The organism is Variovorax sp. GW531-E2 (assembly GCF_059423125.1).
On sequence record NZ_JBWKXQ010000049.1, the window covers coordinates 1 to 22973 of the forward strand.

General features: G+C 70.1%; 20 protein-coding genes. 11 read left to right on the plus strand and 9 right to left on the minus strand.

The features are described 5' to 3' along the window. The first annotated feature begins 213 nt into the window (after positions 1-213). Positions 214-1674, plus strand: a complete 1461-nt coding sequence (locus tag AC07XP_RS23490; RefSeq protein ID WP_495266021.1) for an MFS transporter — start codon at positions 214-216, stop codon at positions 1672-1674. Here the strand turns inward: AC07XP_RS23490 and AC07XP_RS23495 are convergent. Together AC07XP_RS23495 and AC07XP_RS23500 are read right to left on the minus strand one after the other, a co-directional pair. Beyond that, a complete protein-coding gene (locus AC07XP_RS23495) occupies positions 1671-3383 on the minus strand; it encodes an FAD-dependent oxidoreductase (RefSeq protein ID WP_495266022.1) in 1713 nt (570 codons plus the stop codon). The two genes, AC07XP_RS23490 and AC07XP_RS23495, sit on opposite strands and share 4 nt — an antisense overlap. Positions 3384-3402: 19 nt before the next feature. After that, positions 3403-4419, minus strand: coding sequence for a Bug family tripartite tricarboxylate transporter substrate binding protein (locus AC07XP_RS23500; protein ID WP_495266023.1), 1017 nt, complete (start codon positions 4417-4419; stop codon positions 3403-3405). 99 nt (positions 4420-4518) lie between these two features. Here AC07XP_RS23500 and AC07XP_RS23505 point away from each other — a divergent pair, with 99 nt between their 5' ends. Both AC07XP_RS23505 and AC07XP_RS23510 read left to right on the plus strand, forming a co-directional pair. Then, on the plus strand, positions 4519-5418 hold the full coding sequence (locus AC07XP_RS23505) for a LysR family transcriptional regulator (RefSeq protein WP_062482610.1): 900 nt from the start codon (positions 4519-4521) through the stop codon (positions 5416-5418). Between the two features lie 63 nt (positions 5419-5481). Continuing rightward, entirely contained in the window at positions 5482-6207 is a 726-nt protein-coding gene (locus tag AC07XP_RS23510; protein ID WP_495266024.1) for a DUF3053 domain-containing protein, read from the plus strand. Here the strand turns inward: AC07XP_RS23510 and thiL are convergent, their stop codons facing one another. Further along, positions 6208-7164, minus strand: a complete 957-nt coding sequence (gene thiL / locus AC07XP_RS23515) for a thiamine-phosphate kinase (protein WP_495266025.1) — start codon at positions 7162-7164, stop codon at positions 6208-6210. 136 nt (positions 7165-7300) lie between these two features. On the opposite strand from thiL, the gene AC07XP_RS23520 reads away from it, so the two are divergent. Together AC07XP_RS23520 and AC07XP_RS23525 are read left to right on the plus strand one after the other, a co-directional pair. Further along, positions 7301-8440, plus strand: coding sequence for a helix-turn-helix transcriptional regulator (locus AC07XP_RS23520; RefSeq protein ID WP_495266026.1), 1140 nt, complete (start codon positions 7301-7303; stop codon positions 8438-8440). An 82-nt stretch (positions 8441-8522) separates the two neighbouring features. After that, positions 8523-9308: an SGNH/GDSL hydrolase family protein gene (locus AC07XP_RS23525; protein WP_062483039.1), complete on the plus strand. Its 786-nt coding sequence runs from the start codon at positions 8523-8525 to the stop codon at positions 9306-9308. Positions 9309-9321: 13 nt separating this feature from the next. Here the strand turns inward: AC07XP_RS23525 and AC07XP_RS23530 are convergent, their stop codons facing one another. Further along, the gene (locus AC07XP_RS23530) at positions 9322-9951 is read right to left on the minus strand and encodes an isochorismatase family protein (protein WP_492687375.1); all 630 of its coding nucleotides are present in this window, start codon (positions 9949-9951) and stop codon (positions 9322-9324) included. Positions 9952-10052: 101 nt separating this feature from the next. Here AC07XP_RS23530 and AC07XP_RS23535 point away from each other — a divergent pair, with 101 nt between their 5' ends. After that, positions 10053-11030, plus strand: coding sequence for a GlxA family transcriptional regulator (locus AC07XP_RS23535; RefSeq protein ID WP_495266027.1), 978 nt, complete (start codon positions 10053-10055; stop codon positions 11028-11030). A gap of 6 nt (positions 11031-11036) precedes the next feature. Here AC07XP_RS23535 and AC07XP_RS23540 read toward each other — a convergent pair whose 3' ends face one another. From AC07XP_RS23540 to apaG, 4 genes are read right to left on the minus strand one after another with little or no spacing between them, the layout of a single operon-like run. Continuing rightward, the gene (locus AC07XP_RS23540) at positions 11037-12254 is read right to left on the minus strand and encodes a YbdK family carboxylate-amine ligase (RefSeq protein ID WP_495266028.1); all 1218 of its coding nucleotides are present in this window, start codon (positions 12252-12254) and stop codon (positions 11037-11039) included. Beyond that, complete coding sequence (locus tag AC07XP_RS23545; RefSeq protein WP_062480997.1) at positions 12251-13522, minus strand: cation:proton antiporter; 1272 nt, start codon at positions 13520-13522, stop codon at positions 12251-12253. The genes AC07XP_RS23540 and AC07XP_RS23545 overlap by 4 nt, the downstream gene beginning before the upstream one ends. After that, entirely contained in the window at positions 13519-15492 is a 1974-nt protein-coding gene (gene tlpB, locus AC07XP_RS23550) for a transporter-like protein TlpB (protein ID WP_062481011.1), read from the minus strand. The genes AC07XP_RS23545 and tlpB overlap by 4 nt, the downstream gene beginning before the upstream one ends. A gap of 44 nt (positions 15493-15536) precedes the next feature. Further along, the gene (apaG, locus tag AC07XP_RS23555) at positions 15537-15932 is read right to left on the minus strand and encodes a Co2+/Mg2+ efflux facilitator ApaG/CorD (protein ID WP_062481013.1); all 396 of its coding nucleotides are present in this window, start codon (positions 15930-15932) and stop codon (positions 15537-15539) included. A gap of 60 nt (positions 15933-15992) precedes the next feature. On the opposite strand from apaG, the gene rpe reads away from it, so the two are divergent. Then, complete coding sequence (rpe, locus tag AC07XP_RS23560; RefSeq protein WP_062480999.1) at positions 15993-16688, plus strand: ribulose-phosphate 3-epimerase; 696 nt, start codon at positions 15993-15995, stop codon at positions 16686-16688. Here the strand turns inward: rpe and AC07XP_RS23565 are convergent. Beyond that, complete coding sequence (locus AC07XP_RS23565; RefSeq protein ID WP_495266029.1) at positions 16678-16923, minus strand: hypothetical protein; 246 nt, start codon at positions 16921-16923, stop codon at positions 16678-16680. The two genes, rpe and AC07XP_RS23565, sit on opposite strands and share 11 nt — an antisense overlap. Before the next feature lie 163 nt (positions 16924-17086). On the opposite strand from AC07XP_RS23565, the gene AC07XP_RS23570 reads away from it, so the two are divergent. The 4 genes from AC07XP_RS23570 to AC07XP_RS23585 all read left to right on the plus strand — a co-directional run bounded on the left by AC07XP_RS23570 (position 17087) and on the right by AC07XP_RS23585 (position 22952). After that, entirely contained in the window at positions 17087-18079 is a 993-nt protein-coding gene (locus tag AC07XP_RS23570) for a succinylglutamate desuccinylase/aspartoacylase family protein (protein WP_495266030.1), read from the plus strand. A 157-nt stretch (positions 18080-18236) separates the two neighbouring features. After that, the gene (locus tag AC07XP_RS23575; RefSeq protein WP_167394958.1) at positions 18237-18395 is read left to right on the plus strand and encodes a hypothetical protein; all 159 of its coding nucleotides are present in this window, start codon (positions 18237-18239) and stop codon (positions 18393-18395) included. A 29-nt stretch (positions 18396-18424) separates the two neighbouring features. Further along, entirely contained in the window at positions 18425-20614 is a 2190-nt protein-coding gene (locus AC07XP_RS23580; RefSeq protein WP_390346988.1) for a catalase, read from the plus strand. Positions 20615-20840: 226 nt separating this feature from the next. Further along, positions 20841-22952: a CHAT domain-containing protein gene (locus AC07XP_RS23585; RefSeq protein ID WP_307697124.1), complete on the plus strand. Its 2112-nt coding sequence runs from the start codon at positions 20841-20843 to the stop codon at positions 22950-22952. Positions 22953-22973: the final 21 nt, after the last annotated feature.

Below are 22973 nucleotides of genomic sequence, written 5' to 3' on the forward strand. Positions count from 1 at the left end.
ACGCATCGGGGGACGGGGCAGGGCGCCGGTGGTGGCGGAAGAGGAGTCCATCGAGGAAGAAGGGGAAGAAGAAACGGCGTGCATCGGTTTCGAAGTGTCGCGCATCCTGTGCGACGGCTGCGCGCCGAAGTTTCTATTTATCAAAGCAATAGCTTGTTTAATTGAGGGGCGCCGCCTAGTATCCAGGCTCCTTTCGCGTTCCCCTTCGTTCTCATGTCGTCCTCCTCCTCTTCCCTCGATGCCGCCGCCGTTGGCGCGCCGCCGCCTACCGCCGCCTGGCGCGAGCTGTTCAGCGGGCGCAACGGCTGGCGCGCGCTGGCGCTGACCGGCGGCGTCGCGCTGCACGCGGTCAACGTCCACATCGTGACCACCGTGCTGCCCTCGGTGGTGCGCGAGATCGGCGGGCTCGACTGGTACGCCTGGAGCACGACCCTGTTCGTGGTCGGCTCGATCCTCGGCGCCACGCTCTCGGTGCGGCTCTTGGCCGCGCGCGGGCCGCGCGGCGCCTGCCTCACGGCGCTGGCCGTGTTCACCGCCGGCTCGGTCGGCTGCGCGCTGGCGCCGGCCATGCCGTGGCTGCTCACGGGGCGCACGGTGCAGGGCCTGGGCGGCGGGTTGCTGGCGGCGCTGAGCTACGGGCTGATCCAGCGCGTGTTCGAACCGCGGCTGTGGCCGCGCGCGGTGGCGCTGGTGTCGGGCATGTGGGGCGTCGCCACGCTGTGCGGGCCGGCCGTGGGCGGGCTGTTCGCGCAGGCCGGCCACTGGCGCTGGGCCTTCTGGGCACTGCTGCCGGTGGCGGCGGCGCAGGCCCTGCTGGTGGCGGTGCAGCTGCGGCCCGCGGCCGGCATCCGGCACGACCGCCCGGCGCAGATGCCGCGCGTGCCGGCGCCGCAGATCGCGCTGCTGGCGCTGTCGGTCTTGGTGATTGCCGCCAGCGGCTTCTGGCCCGGCCTCGTGGGGCAGGCCGTGGGCGTGGCGCTGGGCCTGGCCATCGGCTTCGCCGCCACCCGCATCGACCGCCGCACCGGCGCCGTGCGCTTGCTGCCGACCGGCGCCTATGCCCTCGGCACGCCGCTGGGCGCCATCTACGCGAGCGTGGCGCTGCTGCTCATCGGCACCACCACCGAGATCTTCGTGCCCTACTTCCTGCAGCTGCTGCACGGCCACTCGCCGCTCGCGGCGGGCTACCTCACGGCGGCGATGGCGGGGGGCTGGAGCATCGGCTCGCTGACCTCGTCGGGCCGCACTGGCGCAGGCGCCGACCGCATGCTGCGCGCCGGGCCGGTGGTCTGCACCGCAGGCCTGCTGGCGCTCGCGTGGTTGCTGCCGACGCCGGGTGCGCTTGACGCCAATGTCGAGACCGCGCTCGTGGCTGTGGCGCTGGCCGCGGTCGGCTTCGGCGTGGGCATCGGCTGGCCGCACCTGCTGACGCGCGTGATGGCGTTGGCGCCGCGCGGCGAAGAGGGCCTGGCGTCCGCGTCGATCACGACCGTGCAGCTGTACGGCATGGCCGTCGGTGCGGCCGTCGCCGGGCTGGTGGCGAATGCGGCGGGGCTCACGGTGCCGGGCGGCGTCGACGGTGCGCGATCGGCCGCGATCTGGCTGTTCACGGTCTTCGCGCTGGCGCCTGCCATCGCCGCCTGGCTGGCGTGGCGCGCGGTGGCGCGGCGCTAGGCCAGCACGCCTTCCCAGGCCAGCGCGCGCCGGCGTCCACGTTCGCGGCGCGTTTCGCCGCGCAAGGTGGCGACGAGGTCATACACATCCGCCGGCAGGTGCGCGCCGCGCCACGCGATGTGCTGGTCGGCGCGGCACATCACGAGGCGGTGCGCATAGGCCTTGGGCAGGCTCGCGGTCTCGATGTCGAGCACCGTGAGCGGCATGCGGTAGGCGGCGGCCGCGCGCTCCAGCGGCCGCACGTCCACGCTGCGGTCGAAGCGCAGCAGCGTGTAGCCCGGGCCGAAGGCGTCGTACAGCGAGCGCCCGTCGGCCAGCCAGAAATGCGGCGCGCGGCAGCCGGGCACGGTGGAGGGCGTGAACTCGCCCATCGAGTACGGCGGCGCGCGGTGCTCGCCGTCGGGCACGATGATCGGTGAGCCCGTGTAGAAGTAGCCGAAGTTGAGCCCGCCGCAGCAGAACTGCTGCACGTTGAGCGCATAGGCCTCGCGGCCGATTTCGGCGCGCTGCGCGTCGCCCGCGGGGCCGGGCGCCTCGATGTCGGGCGGCACGGCGCGGCGCGCGCGGATCATCTTCTGCGCATGGTCCATCGCGAACTGCGACACCTGCTCGGTGATCGGCAGCCGCTCGGCCTCGTAGGCGTCGAGGATGGCCTCGTCGGCCCAGCCCTGCACGCAGGCGCCCAGCAGCCACGAGAGGTTGAGCGCGTCGGCGATGCCGGCGTTCATGCCGTAGCCCGCGTAGGGCACCCACAGGTGCGCGGCGTCGCCCGCGAGGAACACGCGGCCGTCGCGAAAGCGCGTGGCCACGAGGCGTCGGCCGATCCAGTCTTCCTTGCTGATGATGTCGTAGTGGAAGTCGGACCCCACGCCCAAAATCTCGCGGATCGAGGTGTCGCGGTCGACCGAGTCGAACTCGGGCTCTTCGGCGTTCAGGTGGTTGTGCACCAGCCAGGTCTCGTGGCCGTCGATGGCGAACATCGTGCCGCAGCGGCGTGGGTTCATCGCGTAGTACGACCACGCGGGCTTGCCCGGAATCATGTCGCGCAGCTGCGGTGCGCGGATGAAGGTCGACTGCACGCGCTGGATGACGGCCGTGCCTTCGAGCTTCGCGCCGATCTGCTTGCGCACCGGCGAGCTGCCGCCGTCGCAGCCGACCATGTAGCGGCAGCGGATGCTGCGCGTGGCGCCGCTGTCCATGTCGGTGGCGATGGCGTTCACGCCCTCGGCGTCCTGCGTGAAGCGCTCGAAGCGCGTGCGGTTGAGCAGCGTCACGCCCGGCAGCGCGGCCGTGTGCTTCAGCAGAATCGGTTCGAGGTAGATCTGGTTGATGCGGTGCGGCGGCTCCGGCGTGGGCCACCACGCGTCGGGGCCCTCGGTCTCGGTGTAGCGGTCGCGCCGGCACGGAATGGGAATGCGCGTGAGCTCGGTGCCCGTCACCGTGGTGCGAAACACCACGTCGTTCGGGTGGTCGGCCGGCAGCCCGGCATCGCGCAGCTGCTGCGCCACGCCCAGGCGGCGGAACTGCTCCATGGTGCGCGAGGCCACGTGGTTGCACTTCACGTTCGGCGGCTCGGCGAAGCGGCGCGTCTCGCACAGGATCACCGAGACGCCGCGCGAGGCCAGATCCATCGCCAGCGTGAGGCCCACGGGGCCGGCGCCGACGATCAGCACGTCGGCTTGCATCGAGGTGTCGGCGGTCTTCGTCATGTCTCTATCGGCTTGTCGTTCAATCGAGCTTGATGTGGGCGTCCTGGATCACCTGGGCCCACTTCTTCGTCTCGGCGCGGATGTAGCTGTCGAAGGATTCGACCGAGCCCGGCGCCGGCTCCACGCCGAGCGCGCGCATCGCGGTCTTCACCTGCTCGTCGCCGAGCGCGGCGTTGAGCTCGGCATTGAGCCGCGCCACCACCGGCGCCGGCGTGCCGGCCGGCGCGACCACGCCGAACCAGCCGGTCGAGTCGTAGCCCGGCAGGCCGGCCTCGGCCACCGTCGGCACCTCGGGCAGCATCGGCAGGCGCTGCGGGCTGGTCACGGCGAAGGCGATCAGCTTGCCGGCGCGGATCTGCTGCAGCGACGAGGGCAGGTCGACCACCGCCAGCGGAATCTGCCCGCCCAGCACGTCGAGCGCCGCCGGGCCGGAGCCGCGGTAGGGCACCTCCACCAGCCGCGTGCCCGCCATCTGGTTGAACAGCGCCGCCGACAGGTGCATGGCCGTGCCGTTGCCGCCGTGGCCGATCGACAGCGTGCCCGGCTTCGCCTTGGCCAGCGCGATGAGTTCGCGCTGCGTCTTCGCGGCCACCGAGGGGTGGCCGACCAGCACGAAGGGAATGGCCGCCAGCATGCCCACGGGCTTGAGGTCTTTCTGCGGATCGAAGGGCATCTGCGGGTACAGGCTCACGTTGGCCGCCAGCGCGCCCGCCGCGCCCACGCCCAGCGTGTAGCCATCGCCCGGCGCCTTGGCCACCAGCGTCAGCCCCACGTTGCCGCCCGCGCCGGGGCGGTTGTCCACCACCACCTGCTGGCCCAGCTTCTCGTTCAGGCGCGGCACCAGCATGCGCACCACGCCATCGGCGCTGCCGCCGGGCGGGAAGGTCACGACCATGCGGATCGGCTTGGTGGGGAAATCGCCCGCCGGGGCTTGCGCCAGCGCGGTGCCGGCCACCAGTGCACCGGCCACGGCCCACAGCAGTCGCCTGCGTCGCCCACGAAATGCGTGCATGCCGCGGGCGATGGGTGCTGTCATTCGGGCCTCTCCTTGAATTCGGTGCTTTGATCGGAGATTGAACGATGGCAGCATTCATTCGTAAATCAAGAAATTCCGAATGATTTTTCAAATTTTCTGATGAATACGAACTTCAGTCCTACGATCCGCCAGCTGCGTGCGTTCCTCGCGGTCTACCAGCTGCGCAAGCTCGGCGCCGCGGCCACGCGACTGTTCGTCACGCAGTCGGCCGTGAGCATGCTGATCCGCCAGCTCGAAGAGGGCCTGGGCACGCGCCTGTTCGACCGCACCACGCGCGCGCTCAAGCCCACGGCCGCAGCCGAACAGATGATTTCCACCGTCGAGCGCGTGCTGCGCGACGTCGATTCGCTCTCGGCCGATTTCCGCGAACTCGCCACGCTGGAACGCGGGCGCGTGACGCTGGCGATCACGCCCACACTTGCGGGATTCCTGTTACCTGATGCGCTGCGCGCCTTCGGCGAGCAGCACCCGAAAGTTCGCGTGCTGGTGAACGACTGCGCGCCCGACCAGTTCCTGTCGCGCATCCTCGGCGAGCATGTCGACTTCGGCATCGGCACGCCCGAGCGGCCCGGCCCCGAGGTCGAGGTGCAGCGCCTCCTGCGCGACCACCTTGCCGTGGTGTGCCGCACCGACCACCCCTTGGCCAAGGCACGCGTGGTGCGCTGGTCGGACCTGGGCCGCCACCCCGTCATCACCGTGCGCCCCGGCTACGGCGTGCGCCCGCTGATCGACGGCACGGCGGCCGAGGCCGGCGTGACGCTCGACGTGGTGAACGAGGTGTCCTTCCTGTCCACCGCGCTGTGGATGACGGCGGCGGGCATGGGCGCGTCGATCATGCCGTCGGCCTTCGCGCGCGCCGAGAAGAACCCGGTGCTCGTGGTGAAGGTGCTCAGCGCACCGCGCGTGGTGCGCGACATCTCCATCGTCACCAAGCGCGGCCATTCGCTGTCGGCGGCGGCGCGGGCGTTCATCGAGGCGTTGAAGCAGAGCCTGCAGTAGCCGTGGCGGCGGGCCGGTCGTATGCTGGCCGGTCTTTTCTCTTTGCGCGAAAGCAGGTGCCCCATGACCACAACCACACGGTCCCGTTTCTCTTCCGCATGGCTGGTCCTGGCATTCGGCCTGATGCTGTCGATGCTGCTCGTGGCCTGCGGCAACAAGGAGGCCGAGCAGCGCACCGCCTTCATCGCCTACCTGCAGACCCGCGTGCTCGACAAGCCCGGCTTGCGCGTGCCCACGCCCACCGCCGAAGAAAAAGCCTCGTTCGGCGACTACGCGCAGCACTACGCGGTGATCACCGATTTCAACGAAGGCATGAACCAGTCGGTGAGCCAGCCGATGACGCAGGTCATGGCCAAGGGCGCGCTGCGCTCGCTGGCCGACCTGCCGGCGCGCCGCGACGATCTCAAGGCCGCCAAGGAGGGCCTGGGCGGCTTGCGCTCCGCGCTCGACCAGCAGCTGGCCAAGGCCGACGCGGCGCGCGCGCAACTCAAGCAGCCCGACGACCTGAAGCAGGTCTACGGCAAGGCCTACGAGAAGACGGTGACGACGCCCGCCGCCACCTTCAAGGAGGTGTTCCCCGCGCTCGACGCCGTGTTCGACAGTGCGCTGGCCATCGGCGATTTCATGGAGAAGAACAAGTCGAAGCTGCAGGTCTCCGGCGCTTCGCTCACCGTGACCGACCCCGCGGTGAGGGCCGAGCTCGACAAGATGGTGCAGCAGCTGGGCCGCCAGTCGGCCGCCATCAACACCGCGCAGGACAAGATGCGCGCGATGCTGCGCGGCTCTTGATCAGACGAAGTGGTCGAACGAGCCGAAGCGCTGTGACACCGGCGCGCCGCTCGCATCGACGATGCGCAGCCCCGCGTCCGCTTCGATGCGGCCGATGCGAGTGACGCGCGTGGCACTGTTCACGCCGGCCTGCAGGACCGCATCGCGGGCCGAGGCCGGCGCGGTGAACACCAGCTCGTAGTCGTCGCCGCCCGAGAGCGCGCAGGTGCGCAGCGCCTCGGTGGGCAGGCCGGCCGTGTCGACGGCGATCAGCGCGGTGGTGGCGTCGGCATCGAGCGTGGCGCCCACGCGGCTGGCCGCGAGGATGTGGCCCAGGTCGCCGATCAGGCCGTCGCTCACGTCCACCGCCGACGTGGCAATGCCACGCAGCGCCTGGCCCAGCGCCACGCGTGGCGTGGGTTGTTCCATGCGCGCGCGGGCCTGCGCGAAGGCGTCGGCAGGCAGGCTCAGCGTGCCGCGGAACACCTCGAGCGCCAGCCGCGCATCGCCCAGCGAGCCGCTCACCCACAGGTCGTCGCCCGCGCGCGCGCCCGAGCGCAGCAGCGCGGCGCCGGCCGGCACTTCGCCGAACACGGTGATGCAGATGTTGAGCGGGCCGCGCGTGGTGTCGCCGCCCACCAGCTCGCAGCCGTGCGCGTCGGCCAGCGCGAACAGGCCGCGCGAAAAACCTTCGAGCCAGGGCTCGTCCACGCCGGGCAGCGCCAGCGCCAGCGTGAAGGCCAGCGGTTTTGCGCCGCAGGCGGCCAGGTCGCTGAGGTTCACGGCCAGCGCCTTGTGGCCCAGCCGGGCCGGCTCCACGGTCGAGAGAAAGTGCCGCCCCTCCACCAGCATGTCGGAGGACACGGCGAGCTGCATGCCCGCGGCCGGCGCGAGCAAGGCGCAGTCGTCGCCCACGCCCAGCGGCGAGCGCGTGGCGGGACGTTTGAAATAGCGTGTGATCAGGTCGAATTCACCCATGGGTGCGAGAGCATAACGACCTGGCGCGGGGCCGCCCGCCGCGGCGCCCGCGGGAAATGGGGGCTGACACTGGAAGCATTTTGTAATACCGTCATGCAAGCGGATACACCGAAAGTCCGAACAGGAGGAGGCCGCCATGACAGCCATCGTGCAGGGAGGCGTGTCCGCCGACGCAGACACCGACCGGATCGTTGCCTTGCTGTACGACGGGATCACCTGTCCCGGCGACTGGTACGACGCGCTCGATGCCATGCGCGAGGTGCTCGGTGCCGCGTGCTTTCACACGCTCACGGTGCGCCGCGCCGACTGCTCGGTGGTGGGCGCGGGGCTCGCCAACCTGGAGAGCCCGCCCGACAAGGTGCGCGAGTACGAGCAGCACCTGGCGCGCGACGACATCCGCATGCAGATGCCGGTCAACGCCCCGCTGGGCACGCCGGTGGCCGACCACGCCTACTTCGGCGCGCGCACGCTGTCGCGCAGCCCGATCTACGTCGACTGGCTGGCGCCGCTCGGCCTGCGCCACACGCTGGCGATGGGGTTGCGCGCCGACGACGACACGCGCGAAGTGCTCGGCTTCATCCGTCCCCGGGCCGAGGCGCCCTACGGTCCTGAGAGCGAGGCCTTCTGTCGGCGCCTGTCGCCGCACCTGGTGCGCGCCAGCGAACTGCGCGCTCGCATGGCGCAGCTGGGCGAGCACGCAGCCACCGGGCTGTCGGCGCTCGACGCGCTGCCGCAGGGCATCGCCGTGGTCGACGAGGCCTGCCGCATCGACCACCTGAACGCGCGCGCGGCGGGGTGCGCGGGCCGCGGCGGCCTGTTCGACAGCGCGCAGGGGCGATTGCGGCTCGCGTCGTCCGCGCTGCAGTCGGCCTTCGAGCAGCGGGTGCGCGAGGCCTGCGCCCCGGCCGGCGGCGCGCGGGCCGGCGTGCTGCACCTGCCCGTGGCCGGCAGCGTGGTCCGCATCACGGTGCTGCCGCTCAAACCTTCGCACCCGCTGGCCGTGCTGCGCCAGCGCCATCGCGCGCTCGTGGTCTTCGCCCATCCGGCCGAGGCGGCGCCCGTGGAGCCGCGGCAGCTGGAAAGCCTGCTCGGCCTGAGCCCGACCGAGGCGCGGCTCGCGCTGCTCCTGGCGAGCGGCAAGACCGTGAAGGACTTCGCCGCCGCGCAGCACTGCTCCGAACACACGGCGCGCAGCCATCTGCGCAACGTGATGCGCAAGACCGACTGCCACCGGCAGGCGGAGCTGGTGCTGCTGGTGCAGTCGCTGCGGGACTGAGCAGCAGGTTCTACTGCGAACGGGGGATGGCGCCGCGCGGCGGTTGCGAGAACCATGGCGCCCTCTACACGAGGAGTTCGCCATGGCTGTCTACTGGGACGAGACCAAGATGCAGATGGGTCCGCACGGCACCGCGACCATCCTTGCCTTCGGCGATTCGTGGTTCTGGTACCCGCTGCCGGGCGGCAGCCTGCTGAACTTCCTGGGCGACGTGGTCGGCGCGCGCGGCCACGTGATCCTGGCCAAGGGCATGAACGGCGCGGAAGCCCAGGACTATGTGGAGGGCAAGTACCGCAACGCCGTGCGCGAGTCGCTGCGCCTGTACGGCCCGACGCTGTCGGCGGTGTTCATCAGCGGCGGCGGCAACGACTTCGCGGGCTTCAACGACCTGCGCCCGCTGCTCAAGTCCGATTGCACGGGCGAGACCCAGGCCGCGCAGTGCTTTCGCAACGGCAAGGGCGGCTTCGACCAGTTCCTCGTCGACATGGACGAGCAGTACCGCGCGCTCATCGGCCTCATCTACACCCGCACCAGCGTGGACTGCCACATCGTCATGCACAGCTACGACTACGCGCCGCCCACCGGCAAGGCGCTGTTCGGGCGCGAAGGCTGGCTGCGCCCGGCGCTGGTCGACGCGGGCGTGGCGCCCGAGCTGTTCAAGCCCTGCGTCGACCACCTGATCGACGGCTTCCACGGCATGCTGCAGAACATCGCCGCGGGCGACCCGCAGCACCTGCACGTGGTGGACAGCCGCGGCACGCTGGGCCCGACCGACTGGGCCAACGAGCTGCACCCCAACGGCCGCGGCTTCAAGAAGATCGCGGTGCAGCGCTGGCAGCCCGTGCTGCAGCCGCTGAACCTGGCCTGAACTCTTGTGAAGTTCAGACGCCGCGCGCGCGGCGGTTGGACATGACCACGTTGTCCTTCTCGATCGCTGTACCGCTCTTCAGCGCAGCAACCCACGCGTCGGTCGTCGCCACGGCGGCAAAGTTGCTGTGGAACACGACGCTGAAGACACGGTGGATTTCCTCGGCGCTCACGCGGCCGGCCGCATTCTCGTAAGGCAGCGCGCCGGTGGCGTCCGACAGGAACTCCACGCTCAGTCCGCGGTGCATGGCTTCGAACACGGTGGAGGCGTCGCAGTTCTGCGTCATGTAGCCGGTCACGCTCAGCGTGTCGATCTCGTGGCGCGCGAGCCAGTCGGCGAAGTCGGTGCCGGTGAAGACGCTCGGGAAGGCCTTGGTGACGAGGTGGTCGCGCGGGCGCTGGGCGATCTCGGGGTGCAACTGGCCGTGGAACTTGTCGGCCTGAAAGACCGGCGCACCCTTCGGCGCGTGGTGCTGCACCACCACCACCGGCACGCCGGCCGCGCGGGCCGCGTCCATGGCCTGCGCGATCTTCGGCAGCGAGCGCTCGACCGGCGGGTATTCGATGGGCAGGCCGCCGCCTTCGAAGTATTCGTTCTGCACGTCGATGACGACGAGGGCGCGGCGCGGTGCGGTTTGGCTCATGGGGTATCTCCTTCGGTGGTGTGTTTGGAATGACTCGATTCTTCGCGCACCACGGGTTTTGCGACAGTGGCCCGAAAGCCATTCATCGATAAGATCGGGCCATGCGCCCATCTGCAGCCGAAACCATCGCCGTCGTGGCCTTCGACGGCATCAGTCCTTTTCACCTCTCCGTGCCCTGCATGGTGTTCGGCGAAGACCGCACCGACACCGGCGCGGCGCGTTTTCGGGTGCAGGTCTGCGCGCCCGAGCCGGGCCCGCTGGCCACCAACGCGGGCTTCACGCTCGTGGTGCCGCATGGGCTGGAGGCGATCCGCCGCGCGCAGATCGTGGTGGTGCCGTCCTGGCGCGACGACGGCCGGCCCGCGCCGCCCGCGCTCATCCGTGCGCTGCAGGCGGCGCACCGGCGCGGCGCGACCGTGGTCGGGCTGTGCCTGGGTGCTTTCGTTCTGGCCGAGGCCGGCCTGCTCGACGGCCGGCCCGCCACCACGCACTGGCACCTGGCCGCGGCCTTTGCCAAGCAGTACCCGCAGGTCGTGCTGCAGCCCGAGGTGCTGTACGTGGACGACGGCAACGTGCTCACCTCGGCGGGCACGGCCGCAGGCATCGACTGCTGCCTGCACCTGCTGCGCGTGCGCTACGGCGCCGACACCGCGAACCGCGCCGCGCGGCGCATGGTCGTCGCGCCGCACCGGCAGGGCGGTCAGGCGCAGTACATCCAGCAGCCCGTGCCGGCGGCGGCCGAGCGCGACCGGCTCACGCCGTTGCTCGAATGGCTGGGGCGGCATCTGCAGACGCCGCACGAACTCGACGAACTCGCGCGCCGCGCGCTCATGAGCCGGCGCACCTTCACGCGGCGCTTTCGCGAATCGACGGGAACGACGGTCGGCCAGTGGCTGCAGAACCAGCGCCTGGCGCTGGCGCAGCGGCTGCTCGAAACGACCGACCGCTCCGTGGAGCGCGTGGCGGCCGATGCGGGCTTCGGCTCGGCGGTGCTGCTGCGCAAGCACTTCGCCACGGCGTTCAAGGTGTCGCCGACGGTGTACCGGCGGCAGTTCTCCCAGGAGGCCGTGGCGGCCTGAACAACGTCAGGCCGCGCCGCGAAAGCGCAGCGAAGCCTGGCGCACCACTTCCGCCAGCAGCCGCTCCTTGCCCTGCTTCTCTCGCAGCCAGCGTGCGTCGTTGCGGTTGGCCTCGACGCTGGTGCGCAGCTCGCCCAGCGCCTGCGTGGCGTTGAGCGCCTCGCTGTGCCACTCGAGCTGGGTCATGGTCATCAGGATGTGGTCGCGCAGCGGCATGTGCTGGCCGCTGGCCGGGTCGACATACACGGCGTCCAGGCCGAAGCGGCAGGCCTGGAAGCGGTTGTAGGTGTAGACGAGGTAGTCGTCCTCGCTCGGCTCGAAAGGCTGCTCCTGCAGGAACCACGCGGCCAGCGACTGCACGTAGCCCGCCAGCGCGGCGGCGCGCTCGATGGTGAGCGGCGTGTCGAACACGCGGATCTCGATGGTGCCGAACTCGGGCTTGGGGCGGATGTCCCAATAAAAGTCCTTCATGCTGCGCACGACGCCGGTGCGGGTCATGCGCTCGAAGTAGGCCTCGAATTCCTTCCAGCTCGTGGTGAAGGGTGCGCGGCCCGAGAGCGGGAACGCGAACACCGAGTTCAGGCGTGCCGAGTCGAACTGCGTGTCCTGCCCCTGCACGAACGGCGAGGATGCCGACAGCGCGATGAAGTGCGGGATGTAGCGCGACATGCGGTGCAGCATCAGCAGCGCCGAGTCGGCGTCGGGGCAGCCGATGTGCACGTGCTGGCCGAAGATGGTGAACTGCTTGCTCAGGTAGCCGTACAGCTCCGACAGCTCGCGAAAGCGCGGCTTGTCGTAGATGCGCCGCTCGTGCCACTGCTGGAACGCATGCGTGCCGCCGCCGACCACCGCGATGTTGAGCTTGTCGGCGTTCTTGATCAGCGCCTCGCGGATCGGCGACAGCTGCGTGATCACGTCCTGCGCCGAATGGCAGATGTCGGTCGAGATCTCGATCATGCTCGAGGTCATCTCGGGCACCACGCTGCCGGGCAGCGGCGTCTGCGCCATCAGGCGCAGCATGTCCTCGGCGTACGGCGCGAGGTCGTAGTCGTGCGTGTTCACGAGCTGCAGCTCGAGCTCCACGCCCAGCGACAGCGCCTCCGACTTGTTGAAGGGCTCGAGCTTGACGGCGCGGCTCGCCGGATCGGCGGGCAGCGGCGCAGAGCGCACGTCGTCGCTGTCCGGATCGATCGGGGGAAGGGTGGGGTTGCTGTTGCTGCTCATCGCTGCGTGTCTTCCGTGGTGCTGAAGGCCTGTGGCGTCCAGGGGACCGAACTCTCGCCCACGGCGTGGATCGCCACGGTGGCGAGCACGGCGCCCATCACTTCCATCAGCAGGATCGAGGGCAGGGCGACCTGCGTGATCATGGTGCCCAGAAGCGGCGAGGCCGAGGCGAAATTGGAGGCGATCAGCAGGGCGATCGACGACAGCGGCGTCATCGCGCAGCCGACCCAGAAGGCTTGCTTCCAGCTGGCGCCGCTGCCCGGGTTGGCAATGGCCACGCCCGAGATCTTGGTGACCAGGCGCACGCCGATCACGGCCAGCACCACGCTGGCCACGGGCAGGGTCCAGTCGGCCTGCGCCGCCACCATCGACACCAGCACGAACATCAGCATGGTCAGCAGCGACGAGGCGGTGCCGAGCTGGCGCTGCCAGGCCCAGGGCTTGGGGTTGAGCGTCTTGAGCAGCACGCCGCCGATCAGCGCCGCCAAGGGTGCCGAGCCGCCGATGTGGGCCGTGAGTGCCGCGCCCGCCGCGATGATCGCCAGCAGCAGGATCGAGGTGTTCTCGCTGTTCGGGCTCATCACGCGCAGCGCCGAGCGCAGCGCCAGCGCCATGATCGCGCCGACCACGAACGACATGCCCAGCACCACCGCCACCGGGTAGAGCTTGAGCATCAGCGACTGCGGCGCGCGCTCGATCAGACCGGCCTGCGCGTAGCCCAGCGTGAGGGCGTAGAAGGTGTTGAGCGTGGCCAGCGTCATGGCGCGTTCGGTCACGGGGCCGGCGGCGCGGGTGTCCATGATCACGCGGCTGAGCACGGCGGGCGAGGCGACGATCGCCATCAGCGCGATGGGGTTGGCCACCGGCTCGGGCAGGCCCAGAAGAATCAATATCCAGTACACGCCGAAGTAGGTCAGCCCCGCCTCCAGCAGGCTCTGCACCAGCACCATCGGGTTGTGGCGGAACCAGCGCAGCGGCAGCCGGCCACCCGCTTCGAACAGCACCACGGCCGCGCCCAGCTCCAGCAGGAACAGGCTGATGCCGCGCAGCGGCCAGATCGCGCCCTCGAAGCCCGCAAAGCCCACCACTGCGCCCACCACCGAATAGCCGATGACCTTCGGCATTCCCAGGTAGCGCTGCACCAGGTGGCCGGAGGCCGCGGCGGCGGCCACCAGCAGGGCCCAGAGCACGGTGGGCAGGCCGGCCGAGGGGCGCGCCCATTCGGCCCAGAAGCCCTGGAGTTCGGCGAGGAGTGCGGTCAGGTTCATGTAGGCAGGAAGAAGCTCACCGGCCGGCTGCGCCAGCGGGCCCAGATCGCGCTGCGGATGCGGGCGCGGTCACCGAGGCTCACGCTGTGCGCGCGCAGCGCCAGCCGGAAAGCGAAATAGAAACTCACGCTCACATTGAGCGCGCCGATCACCGGGATCGCCGCAACCGCCCACCACAGGGCCGGCTGGTGCAGTGCCGGCAGCCCGATGGATGCCGCCGCGGCCGCGATCTGGCCGGCCGACAGCGTGACATGGCGCACATCCAGCCCGAGCCCGAAGAAGCCCGCGAACGCGGGCAGCAGTCCGAGCATGAGTCCCAGCGAGATGTTGGAGGCGAAGCCTGAGATGTGTGTGCGCATGAAGGCGGCCCAGCGACGGGCCCGGGCGGCACCGAGAAAGGCGCCGATGCGAGGGTTGTAACGCATGGCGGAGTCCAGGCGATGCAGGACAAAGGCGTTTTCTGTCCATCCGGCGATGATGCTGGACGAAAACAGCAGGATGCCGGTGATTGCCGCGAAAAGCACGGTCGGTCCGAGCAGCGACAGCGAATGCAGCGTCGAGGCCGCATGCGCCGCGTCCAGCAGCGGCCGGCCCAGCGCGGCCTGCCAGCCCAGCACCAGCAGGCCCACCGCCGGCACCACCAGGAGCACGTTGCCCAGCACGGCCGCCACCTGCGAGCGCACGAGGTTGGCCACCTCGTCGACGAACTGGTCCACGGCGTCGTCCGACTTGATGTCGCGCAGCCGCGCCGCCATGGCGGGCGCGGTCATGGCCGGCTGCTTGGTGGCCAGCGTGAGGTGCAGCAGCTGGATCGCCACGAAGCTGGCCGCGTACATGAGGCCCGCGGCCAGCCCGCTCCAGAAGGCCGACAGGGCCAGCGCGTAGATGCCGAACTTGGCCAGCACCGTCAGCGCCGTGAAGGCGCCGCCGCCGGCGGCCTTCTTCACCATCTGCAGGTAGCTGCGGCGGTCGCGGGTGATGTAGTGCTCGCCCGTCTCGGCGCTGCGCTCGGTCACCTTGGCCGCGAGCATCGACGAGTTGGAGGCGATCAGCGCGCGGATGCTGTTGCGCTCGCCGCCCGCCAGCACCAGCTTGCCGACCAGCCGCGCCATGCTCGGCCCCGGCACGGGCGACATCAGGCAGTCGAGCAGCTCGCGGATGCGCAGCACGCGCTCGCGCAGCTGGCGCAGCCGGAACACCAGGCCGACCGAGATGCCGTTGTCTTCCAGGTGCGTGTAGACCGACGAGGCGCTGGAGCGGCAGGCGTCGAGCCGGTCGCGGAAGGCCACGAAGGCGGCCTGCAGGGATTCTTCGTCGCGCGGCAGGGCGAACATCTGCTCGCGCAGCGCGTCCAGGTCGGCCATGAGGGCGTGGAAAGGGCGCGCCTCGCCCGCTTCGGGGCTGATGCGCAGCCGCAGCTCGGGCGAAAAGCCCGTCGCCACCACCTGGCTGCAGCAGTAGGTGACGGCGTCCATCACCGTGTGGCGCCAGCGCGCCGAGCCGTCGGGCATGGGCGCGGCGTCGGCCAGCAGCGCGCCGATGCGCGCGAGCTGGGTGTCGTCGAGCAGCGCGATCCAGCCGGCGTCGAACACGCCGGGCAGCACCAGCCGGAACAGGTCCGAGGCGTCGGTGGTCTCGGGCGTGCCCGGCAGGATCTTGCGGCGCATGCGTTCGCCGAACTCGCTCAGGAAGGCAGTGCGCGGCGCAAAGCCGTAGTCGGCCAGCAGCGCCGTGAGGTCGACCGACTGCGTGAACGCGCGCCACCAGGCGCGCAGCCGGTCGCACAGCTCGGGCCGCGCCTCGACGGCGTCGAGCAGCAGTTGCACGCGGCCGATGGCGGCCTGCGGCGAGGCGCGGTCGCCGCGCAGCCAGTCGAAGAGGTTGATGAGCCAGATGTGGCGCTGCGCCACATCGGCCGTGGGGTCGAGGCCGGCAAGCAGCCCCTGCAGATCGCGCGATGCGGCAGCCATGGGGGAGCGGAAGAGAAAAGAAAGAAAAAGAGCGCGTCGCGCGCTCAGTGCAGCACCCGGGAGACCGGGGCGCCGCCGATGTCGGCTTCGAGCACGAACATGGGAACCGGCACGTCGAAGCGCTCGCCTTCTTCGGTCACCACGAAGAAGCTGCCGTGCATGGTGCCGCTGGCCGCCTGCAGGCGGCAGCCGCTGGTGTAGCGGAACGATTCGCCGGGCGCCAGCAGCGGCTGCTGGCCGATCACGCCGAGGCCCTTGACCTCCTGCGCATGGCCCGAGGCGTCGTTGATGAGCCAGTGGCGCGCGATCAATTGCGCGCCCACCGTGCCCACATTGGTGACGGTGATCGTGTAGGAGAAGGTGTAGACGTTGTCCTTGGGCGAGGACTGGTCGGCCAGGTAACGCGGTTCGACCTGTACGCTGAAGGGGCTGTGTGACATGGGGCGCATGGTAACGGAGGCCTTTCCTCGGACTTCCGTCGGCTGCGAGAATCCGGGGTTATGAGCAGCACCCCGTTCCGCATTGCGCCCTCCATTCTTTCCGCCGACTTCGCGCACCTCGGCCAGGAACTGACCGACGTGATCGCGGCCGGCGCCGACTGGATCCACTTCGACGTGATGGACAACCATTACGTGCCGAACCTGACCTTCGGCCCCATGATCTGCCAGGCCCTCAAGCCCTACGCCAAGACCGCCGACGGCACGCCCGTGCCCATCGACGTGCACCTGATGATCCAGCCGGTCGACGCGCTGGCCGCGTCTTTTGCGCAAGCGGGCGCTGACTACATCAGCTTCCACCCCGACGCATCGACCCATGTGCACCGCAGCATCCAGGCCATCAAGGCCGCCGGCTGCAAGCCCGGGCTGGTGTTCAACCCGGGTGCCGGCCTCGAGGCGCTGGACTGGGCCATCGACGACATCGACCTGATCCTCATCATGAGCGTCAACCCCGGCTTCGGCGGCCAGAGCTTCATCGATTCGGCCCTGCGCAAGATCGAGCAGGCGCGCAAGCGCATCGAGCAGAGCGGGCGCGACATCCGCCTCGAGGTGGACGGCGGCATCAAGGCCGACAACATCGCCCGCGTGGCCTCGGCCGGCGCCGACACCTTCGTGGCGGGCAGCGCGATCTTCAACGCCAAGGACTACGGCGCGGTGATCGGCGACATGCGCCAGCAGCTGGCCACCGTCAAGGCCTGACCTTGCCGTCGGCGGTGCGCTCGGGCGTGAGCCCGCGATCGGTGTCGACCACGCCGCGCTCCACGTCCTCGTAGCCGCGCCGGCCCTTCTCGGGCGGCTGGCCGTCCTGCATCACCTGGCTGTCCGACGACTGGTCGCGCTCGTGCGGCAGGCGCGGTGCCGATTCGCCGTCCTGTGCGACGCGGGTGGTGTCCTTGTCGTCGGCATTTTTCTTGTGCTTGTGCTGCTGGGCCATCGTGTGCTCCTTCAAAGTGCGGGTCTGGCGCCAGCTTGCGCGGCGCCCCGCCACGGGGCGGTAGGACAGGCCAGGGCGCGGCTGTAGGTTCGCGCTGCACGCCCGCCATGTCACAGGGTCTTGCCTTTTGCGTGGCCACAGTCGCCTCCGCATAATCGCCCGCATGTCCACCCCGCTTTTCGACGACGCCGCGACCGCCACCGACAGCCTGCGCCTTCACGCATTCGCGTCGCTGAATCCCGGCCCGCGCCTGCTCGTGATCGGCGGGGTGCATGGCGACGAGACCTGCGGCACCGAGGGCATCGCGCGCGTGCTGGCCGAGTTCGATGCCGGCGACTTGCGCCTGCTGCGCGGCGAACTCACGCTCGTGCCCGTGGCCAACCCGCTCGCGCGGCGCCGCCTGCAGCGCGAGGGCCAGCGCAACCTCAACCGCCTGTTCCGCCCGAGCGAGACGCCGGCCGACTACGAGGCCCGCATCACCAACCGGCTGGCCCCGGTGATCGCGCGCCACGACGTGCTGCTCGACCTGCACTCCTTCCAGAGCGAGGGCGAGGCCTTCGCCATGATCGGCCCGCGCGACAACAGCGGCAGCCTCGAACCCTTTGCGCGCGCGCAGGAAGAAGGCCGGCTCGCGCTGCACATCGGCACGCCCATCGTCGTCGAGGGCTGGCTCGACATCTACGCCGCCGGCCTTGCGCAGCGCGGCGCCGCGGTCGACGAGGCCGCCATCGACTTCGGCCGCGGCACCAACGAGTACATCCGCAGCTGCGGCGGCTACGGCGTCACCCTCGAATGCGGCCAGCACCAGGACCCGCAGGCGCCGCAGGTGGCGTGGGCGGCCATCCGCCGCACGCTCGCGCTGCTGGGCATGGCGGCGCTGCCGCCGAGCCTGTCGGCCGCGCCCCCGCAGCCGCCCCAGCTGCTGCGCCTGGCGAGCGTGACCGACCGCCTGCACGAAGACGACAGCTTCGTGCGCGACTGGGCCACCTTCGACCCCGTGCAGCGCGGCGAGCCCGTGGGCATGCGGCACGACGGCACGCTGGTCAGCGCGCCCGACGACGGCTTCATCGTGTTCCCGAACGCGATGGCGCTGCCGGGCGCCGAGTGGTTCTACTTCGCGCGGCCCAGCGAGCGCGTGCTCGACCCGACCGCCTGAGGCTCGCGCCTGTCGGCGCCCTCCTACCGGTGACGCCCACCTTCTCCCACAGACGGGGAGGGGCGGCCACTACGGCCCGCGCACCGGGCCCCACCTAAGCTTCCTCTTTGCGGATTTGCCGGCTTGCGGCCCCGCTTCTCTCGGAGGGAAAAACATCATGGAAATCTCGGCACTGTTCGATTCGCTCATGGGCACCTGGGGCGACGACATCCTGATCTGGGCGGTGGCTGCCGTGACCGCCTGCATCGGCCTGATCGCCGTGGTGAACGTGCTCGACATCTTCATCGGCAGCGGCAACAGCAACGAGGCCGGCTGAGCCGACCCGCATCGATGCCCAGAACCCCGATGTCCCCCCAGAACAAGGCCGCCGCAGGCCGCCGCGCCAGCACCGCCAAGACCGGTGACGGCGCCAACGCCAAGCAGCTGCAGCTCGAGGGTTTCACTACCGAGCACCCCACGCACCTGACGACCAACCAGGGCCTGCAGGTTCCCGACAACCACAACTCGCTCAAGGCGGGCGTGCGCGGGCCAACGCTGCTCGAAGACTTCATCCTGCGCGAGAAGATCACGCACTTCGACCACGAGCGCATTCCCGAGCGTGCCGTGCACGCGCGCGGCTCGGCGGCGCACGGCTACTTCCAGGTCTACCAGTCGATGTCGCAGTACACCTGCGCCGATTTCCTGCAGGACCCCGATGCCAAGACGCCCGTGTTCGTGCGCTTTTCCACCGTGGCCGGCTCGCGCGGCTCGGCCGACACCGTGCGCGACGTTCGCGGCTTCGCCGTCAAGTTCTATACGCGCGAGGGCAATTACGACCTCGTGGGCAACAACATCCCCGTGTTCTTCATCCAGGACGCGATGAAGTTCCCCGACCTCATCCACGCCGTGAAGCCCGAGCCGCACCACGAGATGCCGCAGGCCGCGAGCGCGCACGACACCTTCTGGGACTTCGCCTCGCTCATGCCCGAGAGCACCCACATGCTGATGTGGGCCATGAGCGACCGCGCCCTTCCGCGCAGCCTGCGCATGATGGAAGGTTTCGGCGTCCACACCTTCCGCTTCGTCAACGCGCGCGGTGAGAGCCACTTCGTGAAGTTCCACTGGAAGCCCAAGCTCGGCGTGCACGGCCTCGTGTGGGACGAGGCGCAGAAGATCGCCGGCAAGGACCCCGACTTCCATCGCCGCGACCTCTGGGAGGCCATCGAGCAGGGCCACTTCCCCGAGTGGGAACTCGGCGTGCAGCTCATCGCGCCCGACAAGGCCGAGTCGCTGGGCTTCGACCTGCTCGACCCCACCAAGCTGATCCCCGAAGAGATGGTGCCCGTGCAGCGCATCGGCAAGCTGGTGCTCAACCGCAACCCCGACAACTTCTTTGCCGAGACCGAGCAGGTGGCCTTCCACCCGGGCCACGTCGTGCCGGGCATCGACTTCAGCAACGACCCGCTGCTGCAGGGGCGCCTGTTCAGCTACACCGACACGCAGATCTCGCGGCTGGGCGGCGCCAACTTCCACGAGCTGCCGATCAACAAGGCCGTGTGCCCGTTCCACAACATGCAGCGCGACGGCATGCACCGCCAGACCATCGCGCGCGGCCAGGTCGCCTACGAGCCCAACACGCTGGGCAGCGGCACCGAGTTCCGCGTGGACGGCGGCAGCCACGGCTTCCAGTCCTTCCCCGAAGAGATCGAGTCGCCGAAGGTGCGCCGCCGCAGCCCGTCGTTCGACGACCACTTCACGCAGGCGCGCCTGTTCTTCAACAGCCAGAGCATGGCCGAGAAGGAGCACATCGTCGCGGCCTTCCGCTTCGAGCTGTCGAAGCTCGAAGTGCCCGCCATCCGCCAGCGCATGGTCGACAACCTCGCGCACGTGGACGAGAAACTCGCACGCCGCGTGGCCGAGCCGCTGGGCATCGGCGAGCCCGACGCGAAAGCGGCCGCAGGGTACTCGGGCTTTCGCGAGCATCGCATCGAGTTGCCCATCGACGAATCGCCTGCGCTGCGCATGAGCGATGGCAGCGCCGACGGCGTGGTGCGCACGCGCAAGGTCGCGATCCTCGTGGCCGACGGCGTCGACTCGGCCTCGCTCAAGCCCATTCGCGACGCGCTCGAGCAGGTGGGCGTGCTGTGCAAGGTGGTGGGCCCGAAGCTCGGCACCGTGGCCAGTGCGTCGAAGCGCCAGATCGACGTCGACATGACCTTCACGAACACTGCCTCGGTGCTGTTCGACGCCGTGCTCGTGCCTGCGGGCGCCGAGGGCGCCGCCGCGCTCGCGGCGCAAGGCGATGCCGTGCACTTCGTGCTCGAGGCGTACAAACATTGCAAGGCGATCTGCGCGGTGGGCGAGGGCGTGCAGTTGCTGGCCACCCTCGGCGTCACGCCCGAGGGCGAGGCACCGGCCGGCGTGGTGGTGGCCGAAACGCCGGTCACGAACCTGGGCGACGCCACGGCGGCGACGCAGATCGCGCACGACTTCATTGCGGCGATTGCGAAGCACCGGCATTGGGACCGACTCAACATCGACAGCGTGCCCGCCTAGCGTGAACCGGCTCTACGCCATTTGCGCTAGACCGTATTGCGAATAGGCGAGGTGAACACCCGCTCCTAGACTTTCCCACGAGGCCTGAACGGCGCGCACTCCCGCGGCGTCGAGCGTTCGCGGCAGCGAGTGCATGGGTCGAGGGGGTTCAATGGCGTGGTTTTCGAGATGGGGATGTGCGCATCCGGCGCGTCGCCGTGCCGGTCTTGCCGGTGCGGTCGGCCTGGTGGGTGTGCTGCTTCTGGGCCCCGGCGGTCCTTCGGCGCAGGCACAACGTCCGGCGCCACCACCTGCAACCCCCGCTGCTTCAGCGGGCGGCCCGAATGCCGAAGCCGCGGCCGACCGCATGGCGCAGGCGCGGCTGGCCGACACCGACACGCTGCTGGCCCTGACCAGCGAAGGCGCGGTGCTCTACGGGCAGGACGCGGTCAAGCTCTCGGGCTATCAGTACTGCAGCCAGGCGGTCGCATTGGCCGAGGCGGGCGAGTTCCGCCAGAGCGTGCGCGCCGCGAGCAAGGCGCTGCACTTGGCCAATGCCACCAGCGACCCGAACCTGCGCGCCGTGGCCAACCGCGACCTGGCGATCGTCTACAGCTACTCGGGCCAGCTCGAGAAGGCCGAGGAGTTCGCGCGTGAAGCGCTGCGCCATCCCGCGCGCGACCCCAAGCTGGTGGTCGGCCCGGTGCAGAAAGTGATCGGCGACGTGCGCACGCGGCGCGGCGACTTCGCGGGCGCGGTGCTCAGCTACGACGAGGCACTGGCCAACAGCTCACCGCGCTATGCGCCGCTGGTGCAGGCCTCGCTGGTCAACGCGCTCATCGAATCGGGTGACGCGGCACGCGCGCGCCAGGTGCTCGGCGACATGGCCGAGCCGCGCGAAGCGCCGCTGGCCGCGCAGCTCGAACGCACGCGCGCCCGCCTGTTGCTGGCCGAGAACAAGCCGGCCGAAGCACGCGACAAGTACCGTGCGCTCACCACGCGCCAGGTCGGCACCGACACCGCCTACTACCGGCTCTGGGCCTGGGACGGTGTGGCGCGCAGCGAACTCGCGCTGGGCCAGAAGCAGGCCGCGGCCGAGGCCGCGGGCCGCGCGCTGGCCGACGTCGACCAGGTGCGCGCGCGCTTTCGCAGCGAAGAAGTGAAGATGGGCCTGTTCTCCGACCTGCAGTCGGTGTTCGAACGTGGCGTGGCGGTGTACAGCGAGGCCGGCGATCCGCAGCGCGCCTTCGAGGTCAGCGAGCACAGCCGCTCGCGCGCGCTGCTCGATGCGGTGCGCGGGCGCGCGAAGCTCAGCGAGTCGTCGGCCGGCACGGTCGGCGTGGCCGCGCTGCAGCGCACGCTGGCGGCCGACGAGCGTGTGGTGCAGTACCACGCGCTGCCCGACCGCCTGATGGTCTGGGTCGTGGGGCCGGACAGCATTGTCGAAAAGCGCATCGCAGTGAAGCGCGACGAGCTCACCGAACTCGTCGAGACCTTCCGCAACTCGATCGTGCGCGGTCGCCGCGCCGCCATCACCAACGCCGACAAGCTGGGCGCCGCGCTGCTCGGCCCGCTGGGCCTGGCGCCGGGCCAGCGCGTGGTGGTGGTGCCGCACGGGCCGCTGCACTACCTGCCGTTCCAGGCGCTGCGCCTGGACGGGCGCTACCTCATCGAGACGCACCCGGTGTCGGTGGCGCCGTCGATCAGCATCGCGGTGCAGCTGGCGCAGCGCACGCCGCGCGTGAACGCATCGCTCACGGCCTTCGGCAATCCGCGCATCGAGGACAAGTACGACCTGCCGGGTGCCGAGACCGAGGTCAAGCAGCTCGCGCAGCTCTTCCCACGCAACACGGTGTACATGGGCGCGGCCGCCACCAAGACGCAGTTCCGCGACGTGGCCTCGCGCTCGCCGCTGATGCACGTGGCGGCGCACGCCGAGGCCGACGAGGTCGATCCGCTGTACTCGCGCATCCTGCTGGCCAACGAAGGCGGCAAGCAGAATTTTCTCGAAGCGCACGAGATCCTGGCACTGCCGATGGACGGCACGGCGCTGGTCACGCTCTCGGCCTGCGAGTCGGGCCTGGGACGCATCGCGCAGGGCGACGAGGTGCTGGGCTTCACGCGCTCGTTCCTCTCGGCCGGCAGCTCCAGCCTCATCGCCTCGCTGTGGCCGGTGTCGGACGACGCCACCGCCGTGCTCATGGGCACGCTCTACGGCGAACTCGCCAAAGGGCGCGACATCCAGAAGGCGATGCAGGCCGGACAACTGGCCGTTCTGAAGGACCCCAAGATGTCCCACCCCTTCTTCTGGGCGCCGTTCAACCTCATCGGCAACTGGCGCCTCACGGTGGGGAGCTGACCATGTCTTCGCCACGCTCCC

Excerpts from the sequence above, each read along its gene's own strand:
- AC07XP_RS23530 (WP_492687375.1), bottom strand. The coding sequence starts at position 9,951 with ATGAGCCAAACCGCACCGCGCCGCGCCCTCGTCGTCATCGACGTGCAG.
- AC07XP_RS23505 (WP_062482610.1), top strand. The coding sequence starts at position 4,519 with ATGAATACGAACTTCAGTCCTACGATCCGCCAGCTGCGTGCGTTCCTC.
- rpe (WP_062480999.1), top strand. The coding sequence starts at position 15,993 with ATGAGCAGCACCCCGTTCCGCATTGCGCCCTCCATTCTTTCCGCCGAC.
- thiL (WP_495266025.1), bottom strand. The coding sequence starts at position 7,164 with ATGGGTGAATTCGACCTGATCACACGCTATTTCAAACGTCCCGCCACG.
- AC07XP_RS23490 (WP_495266021.1), top strand. The coding sequence starts at position 214 with ATGTCGTCCTCCTCCTCTTCCCTCGATGCCGCCGCCGTTGGCGCGCCG.
- AC07XP_RS23500 (WP_495266023.1), bottom strand. The coding sequence starts at position 4,419 with ATGACAGCACCCATCGCCCGCGGCATGCACGCATTTCGTGGGCGACGC.
- AC07XP_RS23525 (WP_062483039.1), top strand. The coding sequence starts at position 8,523 with ATGGCTGTCTACTGGGACGAGACCAAGATGCAGATGGGTCCGCACGGC.
- AC07XP_RS23535 (WP_495266027.1), top strand. The coding sequence starts at position 10,053 with ATGCGCCCATCTGCAGCCGAAACCATCGCCGTCGTGGCCTTCGACGGC.
- AC07XP_RS23575 (WP_167394958.1), top strand. The coding sequence starts at position 18,237 with ATGGAAATCTCGGCACTGTTCGATTCGCTCATGGGCACCTGGGGCGAC.
- AC07XP_RS23545 (WP_062480997.1), bottom strand. The coding sequence starts at position 13,522 with ATGAACCTGACCGCACTCCTCGCCGAACTCCAGGGCTTCTGGGCCGAA.
- AC07XP_RS23570 (WP_495266030.1), top strand. The coding sequence starts at position 17,087 with ATGTCCACCCCGCTTTTCGACGACGCCGCGACCGCCACCGACAGCCTG.
- AC07XP_RS23495 (WP_495266022.1), bottom strand. The coding sequence starts at position 3,383 with ATGACGAAGACCGCCGACACCTCGATGCAAGCCGACGTGCTGATCGTC.
- AC07XP_RS23540 (WP_495266028.1), bottom strand. The coding sequence starts at position 12,254 with ATGAGCAGCAACAGCAACCCCACCCTTCCCCCGATCGATCCGGACAGC.
- AC07XP_RS23565 (WP_495266029.1), bottom strand. The coding sequence starts at position 16,923 with ATGGCCCAGCAGCACAAGCACAAGAAAAATGCCGACGACAAGGACACC.
- tlpB (WP_062481011.1), bottom strand. The coding sequence starts at position 15,492 with ATGGCTGCCGCATCGCGCGATCTGCAGGGGCTGCTTGCCGGCCTCGAC.
- AC07XP_RS23510 (WP_495266024.1), top strand. The coding sequence starts at position 5,482 with ATGACCACAACCACACGGTCCCGTTTCTCTTCCGCATGGCTGGTCCTG.
- apaG (WP_062481013.1), bottom strand. The coding sequence starts at position 15,932 with ATGTCACACAGCCCCTTCAGCGTACAGGTCGAACCGCGTTACCTGGCC.
- AC07XP_RS23520 (WP_495266026.1), top strand. The coding sequence starts at position 7,301 with ATGACAGCCATCGTGCAGGGAGGCGTGTCCGCCGACGCAGACACCGAC.
- AC07XP_RS23580 (WP_390346988.1), top strand. The coding sequence starts at position 18,425 with ATGTCCCCCCAGAACAAGGCCGCCGCAGGCCGCCGCGCCAGCACCGCC.